This is a genomic window from Sphingomonas arenae (assembly GCF_016924655.1).
In the GTDB taxonomy this organism is placed as follows: domain Bacteria; phylum Pseudomonadota; class Alphaproteobacteria; order Sphingomonadales; family Sphingomonadaceae; genus Sphingomicrobium; species Sphingomicrobium arenae.
Genome location: NZ_JAFFJU010000002.1, coordinates 714,167 through 730,611, shown reverse-complemented (window position 1 = coordinate 730,611; position 16,445 = coordinate 714,167). Strand labels below are relative to the sequence as shown.

Genomic DNA, 16,445 nt, shown 5'->3' with positions numbered 1-16,445 from the left:
GCCATGGATGACACTAAGACCACGATTCCGCCTGCCGTCTTCTCCGCCGATCCGGAGCGGGAACTGGAAGAACGACTGCGCAAGAACCCGCGCGACGAGGACGCGAAGGCGGATGTGGGAAGCGATGAATCCATGGACGCATCGGATCCTCCCTCCGCCGCGCAGCCCGGCTGTTCCGATGAGCCGGCACCGTCATCGGGGTTCCCGAGCCAAGACTGACCCCGTTGCCGAATTGCACCACCGCGCCGCCTTGCGGCGGGCCGTGAATATTTGATGTTGTTCCCGGGGCACCCCTCTGATTCAATGTGAATGGGGAGCGGGATCGTGGTTAAGCTTTATGCAACCAACTCAGCGACATGATCCAGCGAGGGTAAAGGAGTCGGGGTCATGAACACGCGGACCAGCCAGCCTGCCGGGGGCGCGCTGCTGCTGAGTGAGATCAAGGAGTTCGCGGGCTTTCCGAAAGCTACGCAGCGCTATCTGCGCCGTTCGCTGGACGTGGCCTTCGGTCGCCGCGATGCGGTCGGTTGCTGGGCGCGCGACGAGGCGGAGGTCGCTTCCATCCGCGCGCAGACCCGCCTCTACAAGCAGATCGAATCGCTTCGCCTGCAGATCCCGGATGATAGCGGGCTCGACACCATTGAGCCGTTCATTGGAACGCTGATCACGCTGTCTGCCTACGACCTCGGGCAGGACCGGATCGGCACGTTCGCAGCCTATCGCTTCCTTTACGAGCGCCTGCTCGGCGCGGCGGTGCGGCCATGGCTTCCAGCGGCCTTCTGCGCGGCCGCGGCACTTCCGCACCTGCATCCGGACCGCCGGCGCAGCCTGCTCCAGTCGATCAGCGAGAGCGCGGCGACTGCGCCGGGTTGGTCGAACCGCGAGCCGGTGTTCTGGCCGGAGTGGGTCGAAAAGGTGGACCTGACCGCCGCGGCGTGAGATCGACCTTGGGAACGTTTCGCTCGTCCTGAGCGGAGGCTCTTCGAGCCGAAGTCGAAGGGCGCTTTCGATGGACGACGCCCTTCGACTTCGCTGTGCTCCGCTCAGGACGAGCGATCCGTGTCTGCGATCTTTACCGACGGAAAGACACACGCGAGCTCCTGGAGGCTCGCCCGTGCTGTCTTGTGCAGGATGAACCTGCCCCCGGCATTCTCCCACGCGGCACGGTGGGTGGGGCTGTCGTCCACCAGTACGTCTCCCGGCTGCATGTATTTGTACTTGTCGCGGGCCATGCAGGTGATGATGGGCGTGCCGGGGAAATGCTCGGCGGCCCATTTCACCTTCTGCGGCGCGGCCCAGTTGCCGAGCGGAAGCCCGGTGAGGATAGTGGGGCGGAGATGCTTCGTCCCCTCGAACAATTCCATGGCATCCGGCATGAGCGGAAGATTGGCGTAGAAGTCCTTGGCCTTGGCGAGCCGCCGCCAGAACTCCCTCTTGCCGTGCCGCTCCTCGAACGGGCGCGGGAGCATACCTAGTAGCTTCTTCGCCCCCGCGTCGAAATCGGCGAGCACGCCGTCGGCGTCGAGGAACAAGTCGGGCATACTAGAACCGGGCGGGAGTAAGGGTGACCGGGATGGGGTGGTCCAGTTCCTTCCAGCCTTGCTGCTTCAATACGTCGTTGCTCTCCCGCGCCTTGCGGCCGGGTCCGAGCGACCAGGTGATGTGGTAGGTGGAGCCGTCTGGCCGGTCGACGTTGCCGTCGATGGTGACGACCATGCACTCGACACCCTGGCCGTCATCCGCGCGGCCGATGATCGCGGCCCGCACCTCGGGAGGGATGTCCTTGCCGCCGACTTCCAGTGTCACGTGGTCAGCAACCGCCTGTTCGTAGCGGGGTGGGTGATCTTTCAGCAGCTGTTCGCGTTCGCTGCGGTCGAGCTTCCAGCCAGTCACGGTTCCGGGTTTGGCCATGACCTCACAAAGCAGGCCGCTCCGTGAGGTTCCGGAGGAGCTCCGCCGCGAACTCGCTGAGAGTGTCGTCCCGGGCGCCGAGGATGGCGATGCGGTCCCCTGGCCGGGCTTCGGCGAGGAGGCGCTGCCCGATGCTGGCGCGGTCGGGGATATGCTCTGCCTGTCCGCCGGCGTCGCGGACCGCGGAGGCGAGCCAGTCGGAGCCGCGGCTGCGGTCCACCGTGCCGCCCTGATAGACGGGGTCGGACAGGAGAAGCAGGTCGTTCGCGCCGAGTCCCTTGGCAAAGGTGGAGGCGAGTTCGTCGCCCATCTTGAGCAGGGGGCCGTAACCATGTGGCTGAAAGAACAAGAGAATTCGGCCAGGCTGAGCCGTCAGGGTCGCCAGCGTGGCGGCGATCTTGTCGGGGTTGTGGGCGAAGTCGTCGATGACCGTGACGCCGTTCGCCTCCCCCACGGTTTCGAGGCGGCGCTTGAGGCCAGCGAAGCGGCCGAGGGCGGCGGCGGCCTCGGGGAGCGGGATGCCGAGGGCCCAGGTGGCGGCGAGGGCGGCGAGGGCGTTGGACGCGTTGTGGCGGCCCGGCACCTGCAGGCGAACGTCGTGGCGCTCGCCTTCGAGAGTCACGTTGAATGCCAATCCGCCGTCCAGAAGTTGCAGGTTTCGGCCCGAAAGTGTCGCTCCGGGAGCATCAAAACCATATCCGATGCAGCGTTCGGCCTCGACCAGGCCTGCAATCGCGCGGGTCTCGGGATCGTCGAGGTTGAGGACCGCTTTCCGGGCCCGACTCAGGAATCCGCCGAACAGGTCGCGAAGCTCCTCCATCTCCTTGTGGTCGAGGCTGATGTTGGTGAGGACCGCGACCTCGGGGCGGTAGAGCGCGATGGAGCCGTCGCTCTCGTCGACTTCGCTGACGAACAGTTCCGGGTCGCCGACTAGGGCCGAGGCGAAGGGGGACGAGGGGGAGACGAAGTTCTTCATCACGGCGCCGTTCATCACCGTGGGTTGGCGGTGGCAGGCGTGGAGGATCCAGCCGATCATGCCGGTGACGGTGGACTTGCCGCTGGTGCCACCGACCGCGACGCTGCGCTGAGCGCTGTTGAGCAGCTCGGCGAGCAGTTGGGGGCGGGTCAGGTGCTTCAAGCCAAGTTCGCGGGCGCGGCGGACGTCGGGGATCGTCTCCTCGACCGCGGCGGAGGTGATGAGGGTGGTGCCCTCGGTGAGGCCGCTGCCGTCCTGCGGGAACAGCTGGATGCCGAGCGAGCGCAGATAGTCGAACTTGCCGCCGAGCCGGCCGGCGTCGAGCGCGCGGTCGGAGCCGGCGACCCGCCCGCCGTTCGCCCGGACGATGCAGGCGAGGGGGAGCATGCCGCTGCCGCCGATCCCGCAGAAGAAGGTGCTGGATTGAGTCATCGGCGCCGCCCTATTGAACCTTGGTGAGCCAAGCAAACGGGGGACGCATGCGGATTGCGGTGGTTGCGCCGAGTTGCCCGCTGAAGCGAGAGGCGGCGGAAGGCGTGCAAGCGATCGCCGCGGCGCGAGGCGACTGCGAACTGGTCTTTCACCCGCAATGCTTTTCCAGCGCCGGCCATTTCGCCGGGCCGGACGCGGAACGGCTGGCGGCGGTGCGGGAGGTGCTGGCCGATCCCGCGATTGACGCCGTGTGGCTGGCGCGCGGAGGCTATGGATCCAACCGGATTGCGGAAGCGGCGGCGCGGGACCTTCCGGCGGCGGCGAAGGGCAAGCTGGTGATGGGCTACAGCGACGGCGGCTTCCTGCTGGCGGCCCTGCACAAGGCCGGCTTGGAAGTGGCGCACGGGCCCATGCCGAGCGATGTGCTGCGCGACGGCGGCGAGGCGGCGGTGGGGCGTGCGCTCGACTGGATCGTGCGGCGAGACGCGGGTGCGCTGGAAGGCGGACTGGAGCGACCCACGTTCGCGTTCAATCTGGTGGTGCTCTCAAGCCTGCTCGGAACGGCGCTGGAGCCGGACTTCACTGACCGCGAATTGCTGATCGAGGAAGTGGACGAGGAGCATTATCGGCTGGACCGGTTCCTGTTCCACGTCACCTCTCAGGCTTCCGTCCGGAAGATTCGTCGGCTGCGGCTCGGCCGTTGCGCGGTGAAGGAGAACGATCGTCCGTTCGGCTCCGACGAGGAGACGATTGCGAGGGACTGGTGCGCCCGATCGGGCATCCCGTTCGGGGGCCGCGCGGACATCGGCCATGATGCGGCCAACAAGGTCGTGCCTTTCTCTCTACCGGCTTAACCTTTTCCCTCTCGGCAGGCCCTTGCACGACGCTTCGCTTTGCGCTCTACAAAACGCCGAATTCAACAGGAGGGCCTGATGGCAAAAGAATCTAGCGGGACTGGTCGTAAGGCAGGGGGCGGTCTCGCGCGTCCGGTGACCCCATCTCCGGACCTGGCTGCGATCGTCGGCAAGGAGCCGCTGCCGCGCAGTGAGGTCGTGTCGAAGGTGTGGGATCATATTCGCAAGAACAACCTCCAGAACCCTCAGAACAAGCGGGAAATCGTTGCTGACGACAAGCTGAAGAAGGTCTTCGGCAAGGACCGCTGCACCATGTTCGAGATGAACAAGCACCTGTCCAAGCACCTGTCGTAAGACGACCGGACAGACACGGTATCAAGGAAGGGGACTCGCCGGGGGGCGGGTCCCCTTTCTTCATGGGGCCCCATCGGCTGAGTCGCGTTCAGCGGCAGGCGCGCCAGCCGGCAGGGCCGCGGTCGGCCACGTCGAGGTGCAGATGGTCCCGGTGCGCGGCGTTGTAATCTGGTGACAACACGGTCGTAAAAAGCCGGCACGCGCCGTCGCGGACCTCGCGCAGGAACGCGGCTTCCCGCGGATCGCCCGACCAGTCCCGAAGCACGGAGACGGTGCGCCCGTCCGACAGGCGGAAGCCCAGGATGTCGACGGCATCCGCCGTGGCATGCTCGCTCCACCCACCGTCAGCGCGATTGTAGAGCCGGCGGCACGAGTAGCTGCCCGCGTGCAGCAGGTCGGTTACCGAGGCGTTGAAGTGGCGTTGGGCGGCAGGCTGCAGCACCCGCTGGTCCCACAGCAGCAAGGCGGTCGCGGCGGGGCAGCTGGTCACGAGCCCGCCGGGCTGGAAATCGGCGGTTCGGGCATTTCGGCCTTCGAGCCGGACGCCGTCGCGGTAGCCGCAATTATCATCGACGATCCGGGCGGGCGCCGGGCGATCGCGGACGCCCGCGCCTTGCAGCATCGCCCGGCAGCGGGGTGCGTCATCGCCAAGCGCGGCGATCCTGGCCGCGGTGAACCGGCCGGTCGGCTGATCGAGGCGCAGTTCGGTCCAGGGAAGGTCCTGCGGGTGGCGATGGAACCACTGGCGAAGCTCGATCACGGCCACGGCAGCCGCGCAGAACAGCAGAAAGTAGAAGACGGCACGGAACGGGTGACGCATTGGCGCTGAACGCACCAGCCGAAGTTCAGGCCCTGATCCCGTCGTTCAATCGCTCGCGAGTGACCGGGTAGCCGAGGTGGTCGGGGATGCGCAGCCATTTGACGCCGTCCTCCTCCTCGATCCACGGAGTGACGGTCTCGATCGGGTGTGCGGCCGCGTGGGCCCGCGCCTCGGCGATGGACGAGAAGAGCGCGAGCCGTTCGAGGTTGCGCACCGTCGGAAAGATGGCGGACGCAGTGCCGGCCGCGATCCGGTCCAGCACGGCTGCAGCGGTCAGCCACTCGACTGCCTCGCATTCGCCCGCTTGCGCGACCAGCGGCCAGTCCCCGCCGGGGGCTTCGGCGAGGTAGAAGAGGGTGTCGAACTTGCGCGGCTGCTTGAAGGCCGGCTTCCACCGGGCGAACGGGGTGAGCTGGTCCAGCGCCAGCCCAAGGCCGTGGCGGTTCAGCAGCCCGGACAGCGGGCTTCCCGCATGAAGGGCCGACTGCAGGGCGAGGGCCTGGCAGGGATCCGGCATGGGATCGAGGGCGACGGGGAGGCCGCTTTCCTCCAGCGTCTCGCGGATGGCGGCCACTCGCGCGGCGCCGTCGGGGAGGGCTGCCCCGAGAAGCTGGTCCTGGGCGTCGATGCGCCCCCCGGGAAACACCATCGCCCCGCCCGCGAAGGCCATGCCGCGGGTGCGGGTCACCATCAGGAGCTCCGGCGTGCCGACCCCGCGCTCGCGCATCACGATCAGCGTCGCGGCGGGAATGGCATCGTCGGTCATGGTCGCGAGCTAAGTGCTGCCGCTCCATAAGAAAAGACCGGCCCCGCTGTTCGGCGGGACCGGTCCTCTCGTCATTCCACCCGGGGATGGCGGGTGGAGGCGATTACATCGCGTTGACGGCAGCCTCGGCGCCGGCGGCGTTCGAAGCGTTCACGTCCGCCTCGTCGATCGCCTCTTCCTTGCGGTCGCCTTCGGCCTCAAGCGCATCCGCCTGGTTCTCGAGGGTCGCAGCTTCGGTGCCGGTGGTGTTGTCGGCCATCGCTTCCAGGTTGTCGGAAGCGGCTTCGAAGTTGTCGTTGACGTTGTCGCCCAGCGAATCGTCACCCTGGCCGCCGCAAGCCGCGAGAGCCAGCGAAGCCGCACCAACCAGCGCGAAAGTCAGCTTCTTCATGAAATCCATTCCTCTTATCGTTATCTCGACGGCTGCATCCATAACAGCACGGCCCGCTTGAACGCCAGTGGGGCCGGAACGTTCCGTATCCGATATGGCCGACTTCACCTTGAGGTCGGGGCGCGCAAGGCCTACATAAGGGAGGCCGGGCAACCGGCTATGCTGGTAGAGTGTGGGTTGGAATAGGCATTTCGGACCCGGGGGGCAGTACCCCGGCGCCTCCACCAGCAGCGGTGCGCAAGGGCGTGAGCGGGGGCTCAAGCCGCACCGTTGCTGATGGGGGCGAAACAGGATCGACGAGTGCAATAAAGTTCCTGCTGCCAGTCGGCTGAGGTGAGCCGTAAAACCGCCTTTCACACAAGTGCCAACGATAACGAGGCGCTCGCAATTGCTGCGTAACTGACGGCCTAACGGTCAGACGTTACAAAGACAAAAGCGCGGTCGGACCCCACCGGGCAACAGAAGGGGATTCCAGCGGTACGGGGAGCACCGGGCAACAGAAGCTCCCCACTTTCCTTGCCTTCGATCCGGTCTTCACCGTAGCCTTCCCGTTCTGACGAGGGGGGCGATATGCGTAGGTGGGGGAAATGGATCGTGGCGGCGGCGGCACCGCTGCTGCTGACGGGGTGCCTGTGGGGACCGGGCAAGTTCGACTCCACGCTGACACTGAAGCGGGATGGCAGCTTCATGCTGGCCTATAAGGGCGAGATCATGCTGCAGCGGCCGGACGAACTCGACGGCCCGCGCCGGACGGAGCCGCAGCCATGGAGCGATGAGTTTGCGCGCTGCACCAAGGGCGCGCACCTGGACCAGCCGACACCGCCGGTCGCGACGGTGATGGTGCCGCCGCCCCCGATCGCGGTCGAGCGGGTCGACGGTGACACCCGCCCTTGCACCAAGGCGGAGATCGCCGAGCAGAAGGCCCGGTGGGAAAAGAGCGAGGCGGACCGGGTCGCCCGCAAGAAGCAGGAAGCCGAGGAGATGGCGAAGGTGCTCGGCCTGCCGGGGCTGGACGACGAGTCCAATCGCGCGTTCGCGGCCAAGCTGACGAAGTATGCGGGCTGGCGGAGCGTCACCTACAAGGGCCGCGGCGTGTTCGACGTCGACTACCTCATGAGCGGGACGTCGCGGCAGGACTTCCTGTTCCCGGCGATGCCGGACAACGACATGGTGATGCCGTTCGTGGCGTTGCGGCGGCGGGCGGACGGATCGGTGCAAGTCAGCGCGCCGATGTTCGCGGGGCAACCCGGAATGTTCGGACGCGCGGCGATGCTGGGCATGAGCAAGGGCAGCGACCGGGGCATGCCGACCAAGGCCCAAGGCAAGTTCACGATCGTGACGGACGGCGAGATCCTGACCAACAACAGCGAGGACGGGCCGTCGGCCTCGCCCGGCGGGCGCAGCCTGGTGTGGGATGTGACGCCCGAGACGAAGAAGATCCCGGAGGCGCTGATCCGATTGTAGGGACCCCAAGCGAGCGGCGTGCATTGAAAGCATCCGGTGTGCCATCTACGTGAGGCACTCGAGATCGTTATTCAGGGGAAACGACGCATGACCGCTCGCCGCTCCATCCTCCTCGCGCCGATGCTGGCGCTCAGCCTTGCCGGCTGCGGCATCAACTCGGTGCCGACCGCGGAGGAGAACGTGAACGCCAAGTGGGCGAACGTGCAGAACCAGTATCAGCGCCGGGCCGACCTCTACGGCAATCTCGTGGAGACCGTCCGCGCGGCCGCCAACCAGGAGCGGACCGTGCTGCGCGAGGTGACGGAAGCGCGGGCGCAAGCGAACCAGATCCGGCTGAGCCCCGAGCAATTGTCCGACCCGGCCGCGGTCCGGTCCTACGCCGACGCGCAGGCCAGGCTGTCGGCGCCGCTGGTGTTCCGCCAGCTGCAGGAGGCCTATCCGCAGCTCCAGACCAACGCCAACTTCCGCGACCTCCAGTCGCAGATCGAGGGGACGGAGAACCGGATCGCCATCGCCCGGCAGGACTATAACGAGGCGGTGCAGCAGTATAACACGACCATCCGCACCTTCCCCGACGCGATCGGCGCGAAGATCATCCACGGCGCCAAGCCGAAGGTGCCGTTCGAGGCGGTGACCCCGAACGCGGAAGTAGCGCCGCAGATCAACTTCAACATGCAGTAAAGCGTGTTTCCGCTTCGAGCCGTCCTTTGTGCGGGCCTGCTGGCGGGGCTGCTCGGTTGCGATGCCCACGCCTCGGGGGAATCGCTCGCGCGCACGGAAGAGTCGGCGGATCTGCCGCCTCTCACTGGGCGCGTAGTCGACAATGCGAACTTGCTGAGCGTCAGAACCGAGGCGGCGCTTACGACCAAGCTGGCTGCTCTTGAAGGACGCCGCACCGATCAACTGGTGGTGGTGACCCTCCCGTCTTTGCACGGAAACACCATCGAGCGGGTGGGGCTCCGCCTTGGCCGCGGCTGGGGCATCGGTCAGGTAGACAAGAACAATGGCGTCCTCCTGATTATTGCACCCAACGAGAGGAAAGTTCGGATCGAGGTTGGCACTGGACTGGAGTCCGCGATCGAGGATCACGAGGCGGCGCGCATGATCGAAACTATTATGCTTCCTTCCTTCCACGCAGGAGCACTCGAAAGCGGAATTGTGGCGGGCGCCGACGCGATCATCGCTGAGCTGGATCGATCGCCACTGGCTGAGGCAAACCGATGATCGGGTACCGCGCTCTGCTTCTTGCCTTTCTGCTCCTGTGGCTCGCCCCTGCTGCCCACGCCCAGCAGTTTCCCCCGCTCACCGGCCGGGTGGTGGACAACGCCAACCTGCTGTCGCCTGCCGACGAGGCGGAGCTGACGGCGGAGCTTCAGAACCTGGAGCAAAGGAGCAGCCGGCAGCTGGTGGTGGCTACGGTTCCGTCGCTCGGCGGGTATGAGATCGAGGATTATGGCTACCGTCTCGGCCGGGAGTGGGGCATCGGGCAGAAGAAGGCGAATAATGGCGCGATCCTGCTGGTTGCGCCGAACGAGCGGAAGGTGCGGGTGGAGGTGGGTTACGGGCTGGAGCCGATCCTGACCGATGCCTTCTCCAATCGGGTGATCGACGAGGCGATCCTGCCGCGGTTCAAGGCTGGGGACATGCCGGGCGGGATCAAGGCAGGGGTGGATGCGCTGATTGCCCAGTTGCAGGCGCCACCGGAAGTCGCTGAACGAGCAGCGCTGGAAGCGGCGCAGGCGCGGGCGCAGCGGCAGCAGCAACGAGAATCTCGAAGTTTCAGCATCGAGCCGCTGATAGTTCCTGGCCTCATCATCCTGTTCGTGCTGCTGAGCTTCGGCCGGCGCGGCGGTGGGAGGCGCTATCGCGGGCGGCGGCGGAGCGGCGGCGTTGATCCGCTGATCGTCCTGTGGGGCCTGGATGCGCTGTCCCGGGGATCGCGGCACGGCGGCGGCTGGGGTGGAGGCGGGGGCTTTGGCGGCTTCGGCGGCGGCGGCGGGGGTGGCTTCGGCGGCTTCTCCGGTGGGGGCGGCTCGTTCGGCGGTGGGGGAGCGTCGGGATCATGGTGAGCCCCGGGCGGCATAGCGCCGAGGACCACGCGCGCGTCAGCCAGGCGATCGCGGCGGCGGAGTCCACCAGCGACGGCGAGATCGTCACGGTGGTGACCGACCTTAGCGATCCGTATCATGATGTCGCGCTGCACTGGGCGGCAGCGGCGCTGATCGCCGTGCTGGCGCTATCGGCAGCATTCTACCGCTGCGTGGAGGCCTGGTTCGACCGGCTGTTTGGCGGGTGGGGCGCGCAGCATACATTTGGGCAGCTGCTGTTCTTCGTGATGGTGCTGGCGGTGCTGACCTTCACGGTGGTGCTGCTGGCGCTGAAGCACATGCCCCTGCGACTGGCGCTGACGCCGGGCGCGACCAAGACGCGGCGGGTGCGGCGGCGAGCGGTCGCGCTGTTCAAGGCGGCGGCCGAGCGGCGGACGATCGGGCGCACGGGTATCCTCATCTACCTGTCGATGGGCGAGCACCGGGCGGAGATCATCGCGGATGAGGCGATCGTTAAGGTGACCGAGCCCGATACCTGGGGCGAGGCCATGGCCGCGCTGCTGGCCGAGGTGAAGCAGGGACGAGTGGCGGACGGCATGGTCGCGGCCATCGCGGAGGTCGGCACCGTTCTGACCCAGCACTTCCCACGTTCGGCGACCGACACCAACGAGATTCCCGACAAGCTGATCGAATTGTGAGCTGGGATCCCGACTTCAACGCGCCCGTCGAGACGATGTGGCAGGGGCGGTTCGTGAGTGCCCTGCGGCGCGGCAAGTGGGAATATGCGGGTCGCACGGGCGGCATTCGCGCGGTCGTGATCATGGCCGAGTTCGAGGGCCGCTACATCCTGGTCGAGCAGCATCGCGTCGCCGTGGGCGGGCCGTGCCTGGAGCTCCCGGCGGGGTTGGTCGGCGACAAGGACGAGCGTGCGACCATCGAGAGCACCGCGGTCGCGGAGCTGGAAGAGGAGACCGGCTTCACGGCAGGGCGGATCCAGCGGCTGGGCGATTTCCATGCGTCCCCCGGAATGCTGTCCGAGAGCTTTACCCTGGTGAAAGCGCACGACGTGCGGCGCGTGGGCGAGGGCGGCGGGATCGCCGGCGAGGAGGATATCCTCGTGCACCTGGTCCCCAAGGACGAGATCGTCCGCTTCGTGGAAGGCAAGCGGGCGGCGGGGGTAGCGATGGACGTGAAGCTGCTGTTGCTGCTTGCCCCGGCGTTCCTGGGGATCGACTAGTCGGCGACCTCGTCGCGATTGGCGGCCTTGAGCTTTTCCCGCAGTGACAGCGTCAGGCTGTGTTCGAGGGCGTGGCGGACCTCGTCGTGGGCTTCGAGGTAGCTGTTGAGGGCGCGGGCCGAGGCGGACCAGATGCGCGATGGCTGGGTCAGGCGCACGGTGGCCGTGCCCGGATCGTCGGACAGGATCGCACCCTCGCCGATCAGCTGACCGGGAACGCAGACACCGACCAGTTCCTCCTGGATGGTGACCTCCGCCCCGCCGCTCGCGAGGTAGAAGAGGCGGCGGTCGCGCTCGCCTTCGCGGATCAAGGTGTCGCCGGGCTCTCCCTCGATCCATTCGCCCTGGTCGAAGAACAGGCGGGCCTGCGTGCGCGGAATGCCCTTGAGCGGGCCGGACAGCATGGATTCCTCGTCGGGCGTGAACCGGGCAGAGCGCTCCGCGAGGAGGCGGGAGAATGCCTGAACGAGCGCGACCACGGCCACCAGGAACGGCGCGAGCAGTGCGAAGGCGCCATGTTCGCCGTAGCCGTAGAGCAGGCCGAGCAGGCCGGCACCGCCGATCAGCGCGTGGTTCGTGCGTTCGGAGCGCACCAGCAATGCGATCAGGAGCACAACGAACAGCGCCTGGAAGAAGACCGTCTGCCCTGTCATTCGCGTCACCCCCTGTTCAGCCGCTTTGGGCTATGACCAGCCTCACGATCAACGCCCGTTCGTCCGTTCGTCGAAGTGCGGCTTGCCGCCAAACGGACGAGGCCCCAGGGCGGCTCCGAAACAATCACGAGGTGATACGCATGATCAAGCAGGCCTTGTTGGCGGGTACGGCGCTGGTGGCGCTCGGTGGATGCGCGGCGACGGCGGCGGAGCAGCAGGTTGCGCCCGCGACGGCTGCGGCGGAACCCGCGGCGGCGACGCCCGCTTCCGTTCCCGTGCCCAACAACATCCTTCTGACCGAGTGGACCGGCCCCTACGACGGCGTGCCGCCGTGGGACCAGGTCAAGCCCGAGCTGTTCAACGAAGCCTTTCAGTTCGCCGTCGACGAGCAGCGCCGCGAGTACCAGGCGATCGCCAACAGCCCGGAAGCGCCGACCTTCGCCAATACCATCGAGGCGATGGAGAAGGCGGGCCAGCGGCTCGGCCGGGTGCAGGCCGTGTTCGGCGTGATGACCGACAACGTGTCGACGCCGGCCTATCAGGCGCTGGACAAGGAATGGTCGCCCAAGCTGTCCGCGGCGAGCGACGAGATCACGCTCGACCCCAAGCTGTTTGCTCGAGTGGAGACGCTCTACAACCAGCGCGCGAGCCTGGGGCTGGACGCGAAGCAGACGCGGTTGCTGGAGCGGAGCTACGACTATTTCGTGCGCAACGGCGCCAAGCTGGATCAGGCGCAGAAGCAGCAGCTGAGCCAGTATAACCAGCAGCTCGCCAGCCTGTTCTCCGAGTTCAACTCGCGCCTGCTGGCGGACGAGGGCACCTACACCGCCGCGAACGAAGCCGAGATGCGTGGTGTGCCGCAGGACGTGAAGGACGCGGCGGCCGCGGCGGCTAAGGAGCGCGGACTTCCGCCGGGCACCTTCGCCATCAAGACGACCCGCTCCGCCGTCGAGCCGGTGCTGACGTTCGGCACCAACCGGGACCTGCGCAAGCGGGTGTTCCAGGCGTTCGCCAACCGCGGCGACAATGGTGGGGCCAACGACACCAACCAGCTGATCAGCCAGATCGTGAAGCTGCGCGCCGACCGGGCGAAGCTGCTGGGCTTCGGTAGCCACGCCGAGTGGCGGATGCAGGACACGATGGCCAAGACGCCGGCCAACGCCATGGACCTGATGATGCGGGTGTGGCCGGCTGCCGTCGGGCGCGTGAAGGAGGAAGTCGCCGACATGCGCACCTTCGCGCGGCGCGAGGGCGTGCAGACGATCGAGCCGTGGGACTATCGCTACTTCCAGGAGAAGGTGCGCAAGGCCAAGTTCGACCTGTCGGAAGCCGAGATCAAGCCGTACTTCGAGCTCAACAATCTCGTGAACGGCATGTTCTGGTCGGCAGGCCAGCTGTACGGGCTGGAGTTCAAGGAGAATACGGGCACGGTGCCGGTCTTCCATCCGGACGTGCGCACGTTCGAGGTCACCCGCGAAGGCAAGGTGGTCGGGCTGTTCTACCTCGACAATTTCGCGCGCGACGGAAAGCGCTCGGGCGCGTGGATGACGACCTATCGCAGCCGGGCGGGCCTGCTCGGCGACGACATCGTGCTCGCGTCGAACAACAACAACTTCACCAAGGCGGCCGACGGTCAGCCGGTGCTGATCAGCCTGGATGACGCATCCACGCTGTTCCACGAGTTCGGACACGCCATCCACTATCTGCTGGTGGACGTCAAATATCCGAGCCTCGGCGGATCGCAGCGCGACTTTGTGGAGTATCCGAGCCAGGTCAACGAGAACTGGCTGCTCACCCGGCCGGTGCTGGAGCGCTTCGCCAAGCACTACCAGACGGGCCAGCCGATGCCGCAGAGCCTGGTCGACAAGATCAAGAAGGCGGAAAGCTTCAACCAGGGCTTCGCGACGGTGGAATATCTGTCGTCGGCGCTGGTCGACATGAAGCTGCATACCGACCCGAACGGCGTGGTCGATCCGGACGCGTTCGAGAAGGCGACGCTGGCGGAGCTCGGAATGCCCCGCGAGATGGTGATGCGTCACCGGCTGCCGCAGTTCGGGCACCTGTTCTCGAGCGACGCCTACTCGGCGGGCTATTATTCCTACCTGTGGTCGGAAGTGATGGACGCCGACACCTGGGCCGCGTTCGAGGAGGCGGGCAATCCGTTCGACAAGAAGACGGCGGATGCGTTCCGGACCTACCTGCTGTCGACGGGCAACGAGACGGATCGCGCGGAGGCTTACCGGCAGTTCCGTGGCCGCGACCCGGACGTGAACGCGCTGCTGAAGCGGCGGGGTTTTCCGACGAAGTAGCCTGACCTGTCCCCCCCCGAGCTTTCTCGGGGAAGGGGACCATGCGAAGCATGGTGGAGGGGCCGAGCGCGTCAGCGCTCGCTTCGCTCGCGACCCCTCCACCGCCTTCGGCGGTCCCCCTCCCCAGGAAAGGCTGGGGAGGATCCTACAGCCGCGCCTTCTGGGCTTCGCTCCAGGCCAGTGCAGCGAGCGGTTCAAGGGCCGCGACGGTGGCTTCGGCGTGGGCGCTGCTGGCGCTGCCGCGGGCGAGGCGGCCCTTGATGCCGTGGATGATGGCCGCGAGCCGGAACAGGTTGAAGACGATTAGGTAATCGAGGTGGGCGATGCCCTCCCGCCCCGTGCGGCGGCAGTAGGCGGCGACGTAATCGGCCTCGCTGGGGATGCCGAGTGCGGCGAGGTCGAGGCCCGATAGGCCGGTGAACAGGCCGGCGGGCATGCGGTACATCAGCAGGTGGTAGGTGAAGTCGCTGACCGGGTCGCCGAGCGTTGACAGCTCCCAGTCCAGGACGGCGCGGACCTGCGGCTGCTCCGCGTCGAAGATCATGTTGTCGCAGCGAAAGTCGCCGTGGACGATGCGGCTTTCGCCGCTGTCCGGCGGCATGTGCCTGGCGAGCCAGTCGACCAGCCGGTCCATGTCCTCGACCCGGCCGCCGTCGGTATCGGTGAGATATTGCTTGGACCAGCGCCCGACCTGCCGTTCGACGAAGCCGGTCGCCTTGCCATAATCTCCGAGCCCGATCGCTTCGGGATCGTAGCTGTGTAGCTGCGCCAGGGTGGCGTTCATTGCATCGAAATGGGCGGCGCGGGAGGCGGGAGTGAGGCTGGGGAAGTCGGCTTCCCAGACGATGCGGCCGGGCACCATGTCCATGACGTAGAAGGCGGTGCCGATGACGCCGTCGTCCTCGCACAGGGCGTGGACTCGGGCGACGGGGAAGCCTTGGCCGCCGAGGGCCTTGAGGACGCGGTATTCGCGGTCGACCGCGTGGGCGCCGGGGAGCGTCTTGCCGGGCGGCTTGCGGCGGAGGACGTAGGAGTGGCCGGGCGTGTCGAGCTTGTAGGTCGGGTTCGACTGGCCACCCTTGAACTGGTTGACGGTCAGCGGGCCGGAAAAGCCGGAAACGTGATCTTCCATCCAGCCGGCGAGCGCAGCTTCGTCGAAGCGGAGGCGTTCGCTGACCTCGCGAGTGCCGGAGTTGGCGGTGGTGCGGTCCATGGTGCCGTGCATATGGCAAAGCGCTCACTCTGAGTAGCCGCGTCAGCGGCGTATCGAAGGGCGTTGCGGACCGGGAAAACGCTTCGATACGGAGCTGCGCTCCTACTCAGCGTGAGCGCGGTGGGTGAACCCTGTCTCTTCTCGGCCGTTCTCACACCCATGCCGCGTTTTGTCCATCTGTCCGACCTGCACTTCGGTGCGCACGACGACCGCATCGTATCCGCGGTCGAGCAGGAGATCACCAAGGCCGCTCCCGACCTGGTGATCGTCAGCGGCGACTTCACCCAGCGGGCGAAGACCGAGCAGTTTCAGGAAGCGTGCCGGTTTCTGGAGCGGGTGCGCGAGGCGGGGCACGAGGTGATCGGCGTTCCGGGCAATCACGACGTGCCGCTGTATGACGTGCTGCGGCGGTTCATGTCGCCGCTGACCCGCTACCGGCGATATATCGACGAGACGCTCTGTCCCTATCACCAGCTGGAAGGCGCGGCGGTGCTGGGGATCAACACGGCGCGGTCGCTGACGGTGAAGGATGGCCGCATCAACCGCGAGCAGATCGACTTTATCCGAGAGACCTTCAGCCGGGTGCCGGAAGGCACCGTGCGAGTGCTGGTGACCCATCATCCGCTGTTCGCACTGCCGGTCAGCGACGGGGGCGAGCTGGGGGAAGCGATCGGCCGGCAGGAGCTGGCGCTGGATGCAGTGAACGAGCTGGGCGTCGACCTGCTGCTGGCGGGGCACAATCATCGCGCATCCACCCACCATGCACGCGACCTGGTGACCCGGGCGGGCGGGGCGCTGGTGGTGCAGGCGGGGACCGCAACGTCCGTCCGGCTGCGCGAGGAGGAGCAGAGCTTCAACATCCTCGACGTGGAGAAGGAGGTCGTTTCCGTGTCGCTGATGAAGTGGGCGGGAGAGGCGTTCGAGGCGGCCGTGCCGACGCAGTTCCGGAAGACGGAAGAGGGCTGGCGGCAGTCGAGCCAGGCACAGGCGGACGCTGCGGCACCGGCCTGAGGCTTG

20 protein-coding genes and 1 other RNA gene are annotated in these 16,445 nt (G+C 66.9%); 13 read left to right on the top strand and 8 right to left on the bottom strand.

Annotated elements, in window-relative coordinates; genetic code table 11:
* Nucleotides 1–3 precede the first annotated feature (3 nt).
* On the top strand, nucleotides 4–219 hold the full coding sequence (locus JT720_RS09750; protein WP_205481075.1) for a hypothetical protein: 216 nt from the start codon (nucleotides 4–6) through the stop codon (nucleotides 217–219).
* A gap of 168 nt (nucleotides 220–387) precedes the next feature.
* A complete protein-coding gene (locus tag JT720_RS09745; protein WP_205481074.1) occupies nucleotides 388–939 on the top strand; it encodes a P-loop NTPase family protein in 552 nt (183 codons plus the stop codon).
* 104 nt (nucleotides 940–1,043) lie between these two features.
* Here the strand turns inward: JT720_RS09745 and JT720_RS09740 are convergent, their stop codons facing one another.
* Genes JT720_RS09740 through JT720_RS09730 form a run of 3 tightly spaced genes read right to left on the bottom strand, consistent with a single transcriptional unit; the run spans nucleotide 1,044 to nucleotide 3,319 of the window.
* Nucleotides 1,044–1,541 (bottom strand): 5' nucleotidase, NT5C type, encoded by a 498-nt coding sequence (locus JT720_RS09740; protein WP_205481073.1) that lies wholly within the window; start codon nucleotides 1,539–1,541, stop codon nucleotides 1,044–1,046.
* A gap of 1 nt (nucleotide 1,542) precedes the next feature.
* Nucleotides 1,543–1,911, bottom strand: coding sequence for a hypothetical protein (locus JT720_RS09735; protein WP_205481072.1), 369 nt, complete (start codon nucleotides 1,909–1,911; stop codon nucleotides 1,543–1,545).
* A 4-nt stretch (nucleotides 1,912–1,915) separates the two neighbouring features.
* Nucleotides 1,916–3,319 (bottom strand): UDP-N-acetylmuramate--L-alanine ligase, encoded by a 1,404-nt coding sequence (locus tag JT720_RS09730; RefSeq protein ID WP_205481071.1) that lies wholly within the window; start codon nucleotides 3,317–3,319, stop codon nucleotides 1,916–1,918.
* Nucleotides 3,320–3,342: 23 nt separating this feature from the next.
* On the opposite strand from JT720_RS09730, the gene JT720_RS09725 reads away from it, so the two are divergent.
* Together JT720_RS09725 and JT720_RS09720 are read left to right on the top strand one after the other, a co-directional pair.
* Nucleotides 3,343–4,173 (top strand): LD-carboxypeptidase, encoded by an 831-nt coding sequence (locus tag JT720_RS09725; protein ID WP_336511985.1) that lies wholly within the window; start codon nucleotides 3,343–3,345, stop codon nucleotides 4,171–4,173.
* Nucleotides 4,174–4,251: 78 nt separating this feature from the next.
* Nucleotides 4,252–4,527 (top strand): SWIB/MDM2 domain-containing protein, encoded by a 276-nt coding sequence (locus tag JT720_RS09720; protein ID WP_205481070.1) that lies wholly within the window; start codon nucleotides 4,252–4,254, stop codon nucleotides 4,525–4,527.
* An 88-nt stretch (nucleotides 4,528–4,615) separates the two neighbouring features.
* Here JT720_RS09720 and JT720_RS09715 read toward each other — a convergent pair whose 3' ends face one another.
* The 3 genes from JT720_RS09715 to JT720_RS09705 form a co-directional block, all read right to left on the bottom strand.
* A complete protein-coding gene (locus JT720_RS09715) occupies nucleotides 4,616–5,347 on the bottom strand; it encodes an extensin-like domain-containing protein (protein ID WP_205481069.1) in 732 nt (243 codons plus the stop codon).
* A gap of 25 nt (nucleotides 5,348–5,372) precedes the next feature.
* Nucleotides 5,373–6,113 carry an NUDIX hydrolase gene (locus JT720_RS09710; protein ID WP_205481068.1) on the bottom strand — a complete coding sequence of 247 codons (741 nt, stop codon included), beginning with the start codon at nucleotides 6,111–6,113 and terminating at the stop codon, nucleotides 5,373–5,375.
* A gap of 103 nt (nucleotides 6,114–6,216) precedes the next feature.
* Nucleotides 6,217–6,504 (bottom strand): hypothetical protein, encoded by a 288-nt coding sequence (locus JT720_RS09705; RefSeq protein WP_237219815.1) that lies wholly within the window; start codon nucleotides 6,502–6,504, stop codon nucleotides 6,217–6,219.
* A 105-nt stretch (nucleotides 6,505–6,609) separates the two neighbouring features.
* On the opposite strand from JT720_RS09705, the gene ssrA reads away from it, so the two are divergent.
* From ssrA to JT720_RS09670, 7 genes are all read left to right on the top strand, one after another.
* Nucleotides 6,610–6,978: a transfer-messenger RNA gene (gene ssrA, locus JT720_RS09700) on the top strand.
* Nucleotides 6,979–7,074: 96 nt separating this feature from the next.
* Nucleotides 7,075–7,968, top strand: a complete 894-nt coding sequence (locus tag JT720_RS09695; protein ID WP_205481066.1) for a hypothetical protein — start codon at nucleotides 7,075–7,077, stop codon at nucleotides 7,966–7,968.
* Between the two features lie 87 nt (nucleotides 7,969–8,055).
* Nucleotides 8,056–8,649: a LemA family protein gene (locus tag JT720_RS09690; RefSeq protein WP_205481065.1), complete on the top strand. Its 594-nt coding sequence runs from the start codon at nucleotides 8,056–8,058 to the stop codon at nucleotides 8,647–8,649.
* Between the two features lie 3 nt (nucleotides 8,650–8,652).
* On the top strand, nucleotides 8,653–9,192 hold the full coding sequence (locus JT720_RS09685) for a TPM domain-containing protein (RefSeq protein WP_205504676.1): 540 nt from the start codon (nucleotides 8,653–8,655) through the stop codon (nucleotides 9,190–9,192).
* Complete coding sequence (locus tag JT720_RS09680) at nucleotides 9,189–10,037, top strand: TPM domain-containing protein (RefSeq protein ID WP_205481063.1); 849 nt, start codon at nucleotides 9,189–9,191, stop codon at nucleotides 10,035–10,037. The genes JT720_RS09685 and JT720_RS09680 overlap by 4 nt, the downstream gene beginning before the upstream one ends.
* Nucleotides 10,031–10,714: a TPM domain-containing protein gene (locus JT720_RS09675; RefSeq protein WP_205481062.1), complete on the top strand. Its 684-nt coding sequence runs from the start codon at nucleotides 10,031–10,033 to the stop codon at nucleotides 10,712–10,714. The genes JT720_RS09680 and JT720_RS09675 overlap by 7 nt, the downstream gene beginning before the upstream one ends.
* On the top strand, nucleotides 10,711–11,253 hold the full coding sequence (locus JT720_RS09670; RefSeq protein ID WP_419555397.1) for an NUDIX hydrolase: 543 nt from the start codon (nucleotides 10,711–10,713) through the stop codon (nucleotides 11,251–11,253). Before JT720_RS09675 ends, JT720_RS09670 begins: the two co-directional genes overlap by 4 nt.
* Here JT720_RS09670 and JT720_RS09665 read toward each other — a convergent pair.
* Complete coding sequence (locus JT720_RS09665; protein WP_205481061.1) at nucleotides 11,250–11,906, bottom strand: cyclic nucleotide-binding domain-containing protein; 657 nt, start codon at nucleotides 11,904–11,906, stop codon at nucleotides 11,250–11,252. The two genes, JT720_RS09670 and JT720_RS09665, sit on opposite strands and share 4 nt — an antisense overlap.
* A gap of 140 nt (nucleotides 11,907–12,046) precedes the next feature.
* Here JT720_RS09665 and JT720_RS09660 point away from each other — a divergent pair, with 140 nt between their 5' ends.
* A complete protein-coding gene (locus tag JT720_RS09660) occupies nucleotides 12,047–14,215 on the top strand; it encodes a M3 family metallopeptidase (RefSeq protein ID WP_205481060.1) in 2,169 nt (722 codons plus the stop codon).
* A 145-nt stretch (nucleotides 14,216–14,360) separates the two neighbouring features.
* Here JT720_RS09660 and JT720_RS09655 read toward each other — a convergent pair whose 3' ends face one another.
* Nucleotides 14,361–15,428 (bottom strand): phosphotransferase family protein, encoded by a 1,068-nt coding sequence (locus tag JT720_RS09655; RefSeq protein ID WP_237219816.1) that lies wholly within the window; start codon nucleotides 15,426–15,428, stop codon nucleotides 14,361–14,363.
* A 159-nt stretch (nucleotides 15,429–15,587) separates the two neighbouring features.
* Between JT720_RS09655 and JT720_RS09650 the strand changes: the two genes are divergently transcribed.
* The gene (locus JT720_RS09650) at nucleotides 15,588–16,439 is read left to right on the top strand and encodes a metallophosphoesterase family protein (protein ID WP_205481058.1); all 852 of its coding nucleotides are present in this window, start codon (nucleotides 15,588–15,590) and stop codon (nucleotides 16,437–16,439) included.
* Nucleotides 16,440–16,445: the final 6 nt, after the last annotated feature.

What these genes read in the sequence shown, in the direction of transcription:
- JT720_RS09710 (WP_205481068.1), bottom strand. Translation starts at nt 6,113, where the DNA reads ATGACCGACGATGCCATTCCCGCCGCGACGCTGATCGTGATGCGCGAG.
- JT720_RS09660 (WP_205481060.1), top strand. Translation starts at nt 12,047, where the DNA reads ATGATCAAGCAGGCCTTGTTGGCGGGTACGGCGCTGGTGGCGCTCGGT.
- JT720_RS09665 (WP_205481061.1), bottom strand. Translation starts at nt 11,906, where the DNA reads ATGACAGGGCAGACGGTCTTCTTCCAGGCGCTGTTCGTTGTGCTCCTG.
- JT720_RS09730 (WP_205481071.1), bottom strand. Translation starts at nt 3,319, where the DNA reads ATGACTCAATCCAGCACCTTCTTCTGCGGGATCGGCGGCAGCGGCATG.
- JT720_RS09675 (WP_205481062.1), top strand. Translation starts at nt 10,031, where the DNA reads ATGGTGAGCCCCGGGCGGCATAGCGCCGAGGACCACGCGCGCGTCAGC.
- JT720_RS09715 (WP_205481069.1), bottom strand. Translation starts at nt 5,347, where the DNA reads ATGCGTCACCCGTTCCGTGCCGTCTTCTACTTTCTGCTGTTCTGCGCG.
- JT720_RS09705 (WP_237219815.1), bottom strand. Translation starts at nt 6,504, where the DNA reads ATGAAGAAGCTGACTTTCGCGCTGGTTGGTGCGGCTTCGCTGGCTCTC.
- JT720_RS09720 (WP_205481070.1), top strand. Translation starts at nt 4,252, where the DNA reads ATGGCAAAAGAATCTAGCGGGACTGGTCGTAAGGCAGGGGGCGGTCTC.
- JT720_RS09690 (WP_205481065.1), top strand. Translation starts at nt 8,056, where the DNA reads ATGACCGCTCGCCGCTCCATCCTCCTCGCGCCGATGCTGGCGCTCAGC.
- JT720_RS09695 (WP_205481066.1), top strand. Translation starts at nt 7,075, where the DNA reads ATGCGTAGGTGGGGGAAATGGATCGTGGCGGCGGCGGCACCGCTGCTG.
- JT720_RS09655 (WP_237219816.1), bottom strand. Translation starts at nt 15,428, where the DNA reads ATGGACCGCACCACCGCCAACTCCGGCACTCGCGAGGTCAGCGAACGC.
- JT720_RS09745 (WP_205481074.1), top strand. Translation starts at nt 388, where the DNA reads ATGAACACGCGGACCAGCCAGCCTGCCGGGGGCGCGCTGCTGCTGAGT.
- JT720_RS09750 (WP_205481075.1), top strand. Translation starts at nt 4, where the DNA reads ATGGATGACACTAAGACCACGATTCCGCCTGCCGTCTTCTCCGCCGAT.
- JT720_RS09650 (WP_205481058.1), top strand. Translation starts at nt 15,588, where the DNA reads ATGCCGCGTTTTGTCCATCTGTCCGACCTGCACTTCGGTGCGCACGAC.
- JT720_RS09735 (WP_205481072.1), bottom strand. Translation starts at nt 1,911, where the DNA reads ATGGCCAAACCCGGAACCGTGACTGGCTGGAAGCTCGACCGCAGCGAA.
- JT720_RS09680 (WP_205481063.1), top strand. Translation starts at nt 9,189, where the DNA reads ATGATCGGGTACCGCGCTCTGCTTCTTGCCTTTCTGCTCCTGTGGCTC.
- JT720_RS09740 (WP_205481073.1), bottom strand. Translation starts at nt 1,541, where the DNA reads ATGCCCGACTTGTTCCTCGACGCCGACGGCGTGCTCGCCGATTTCGAC.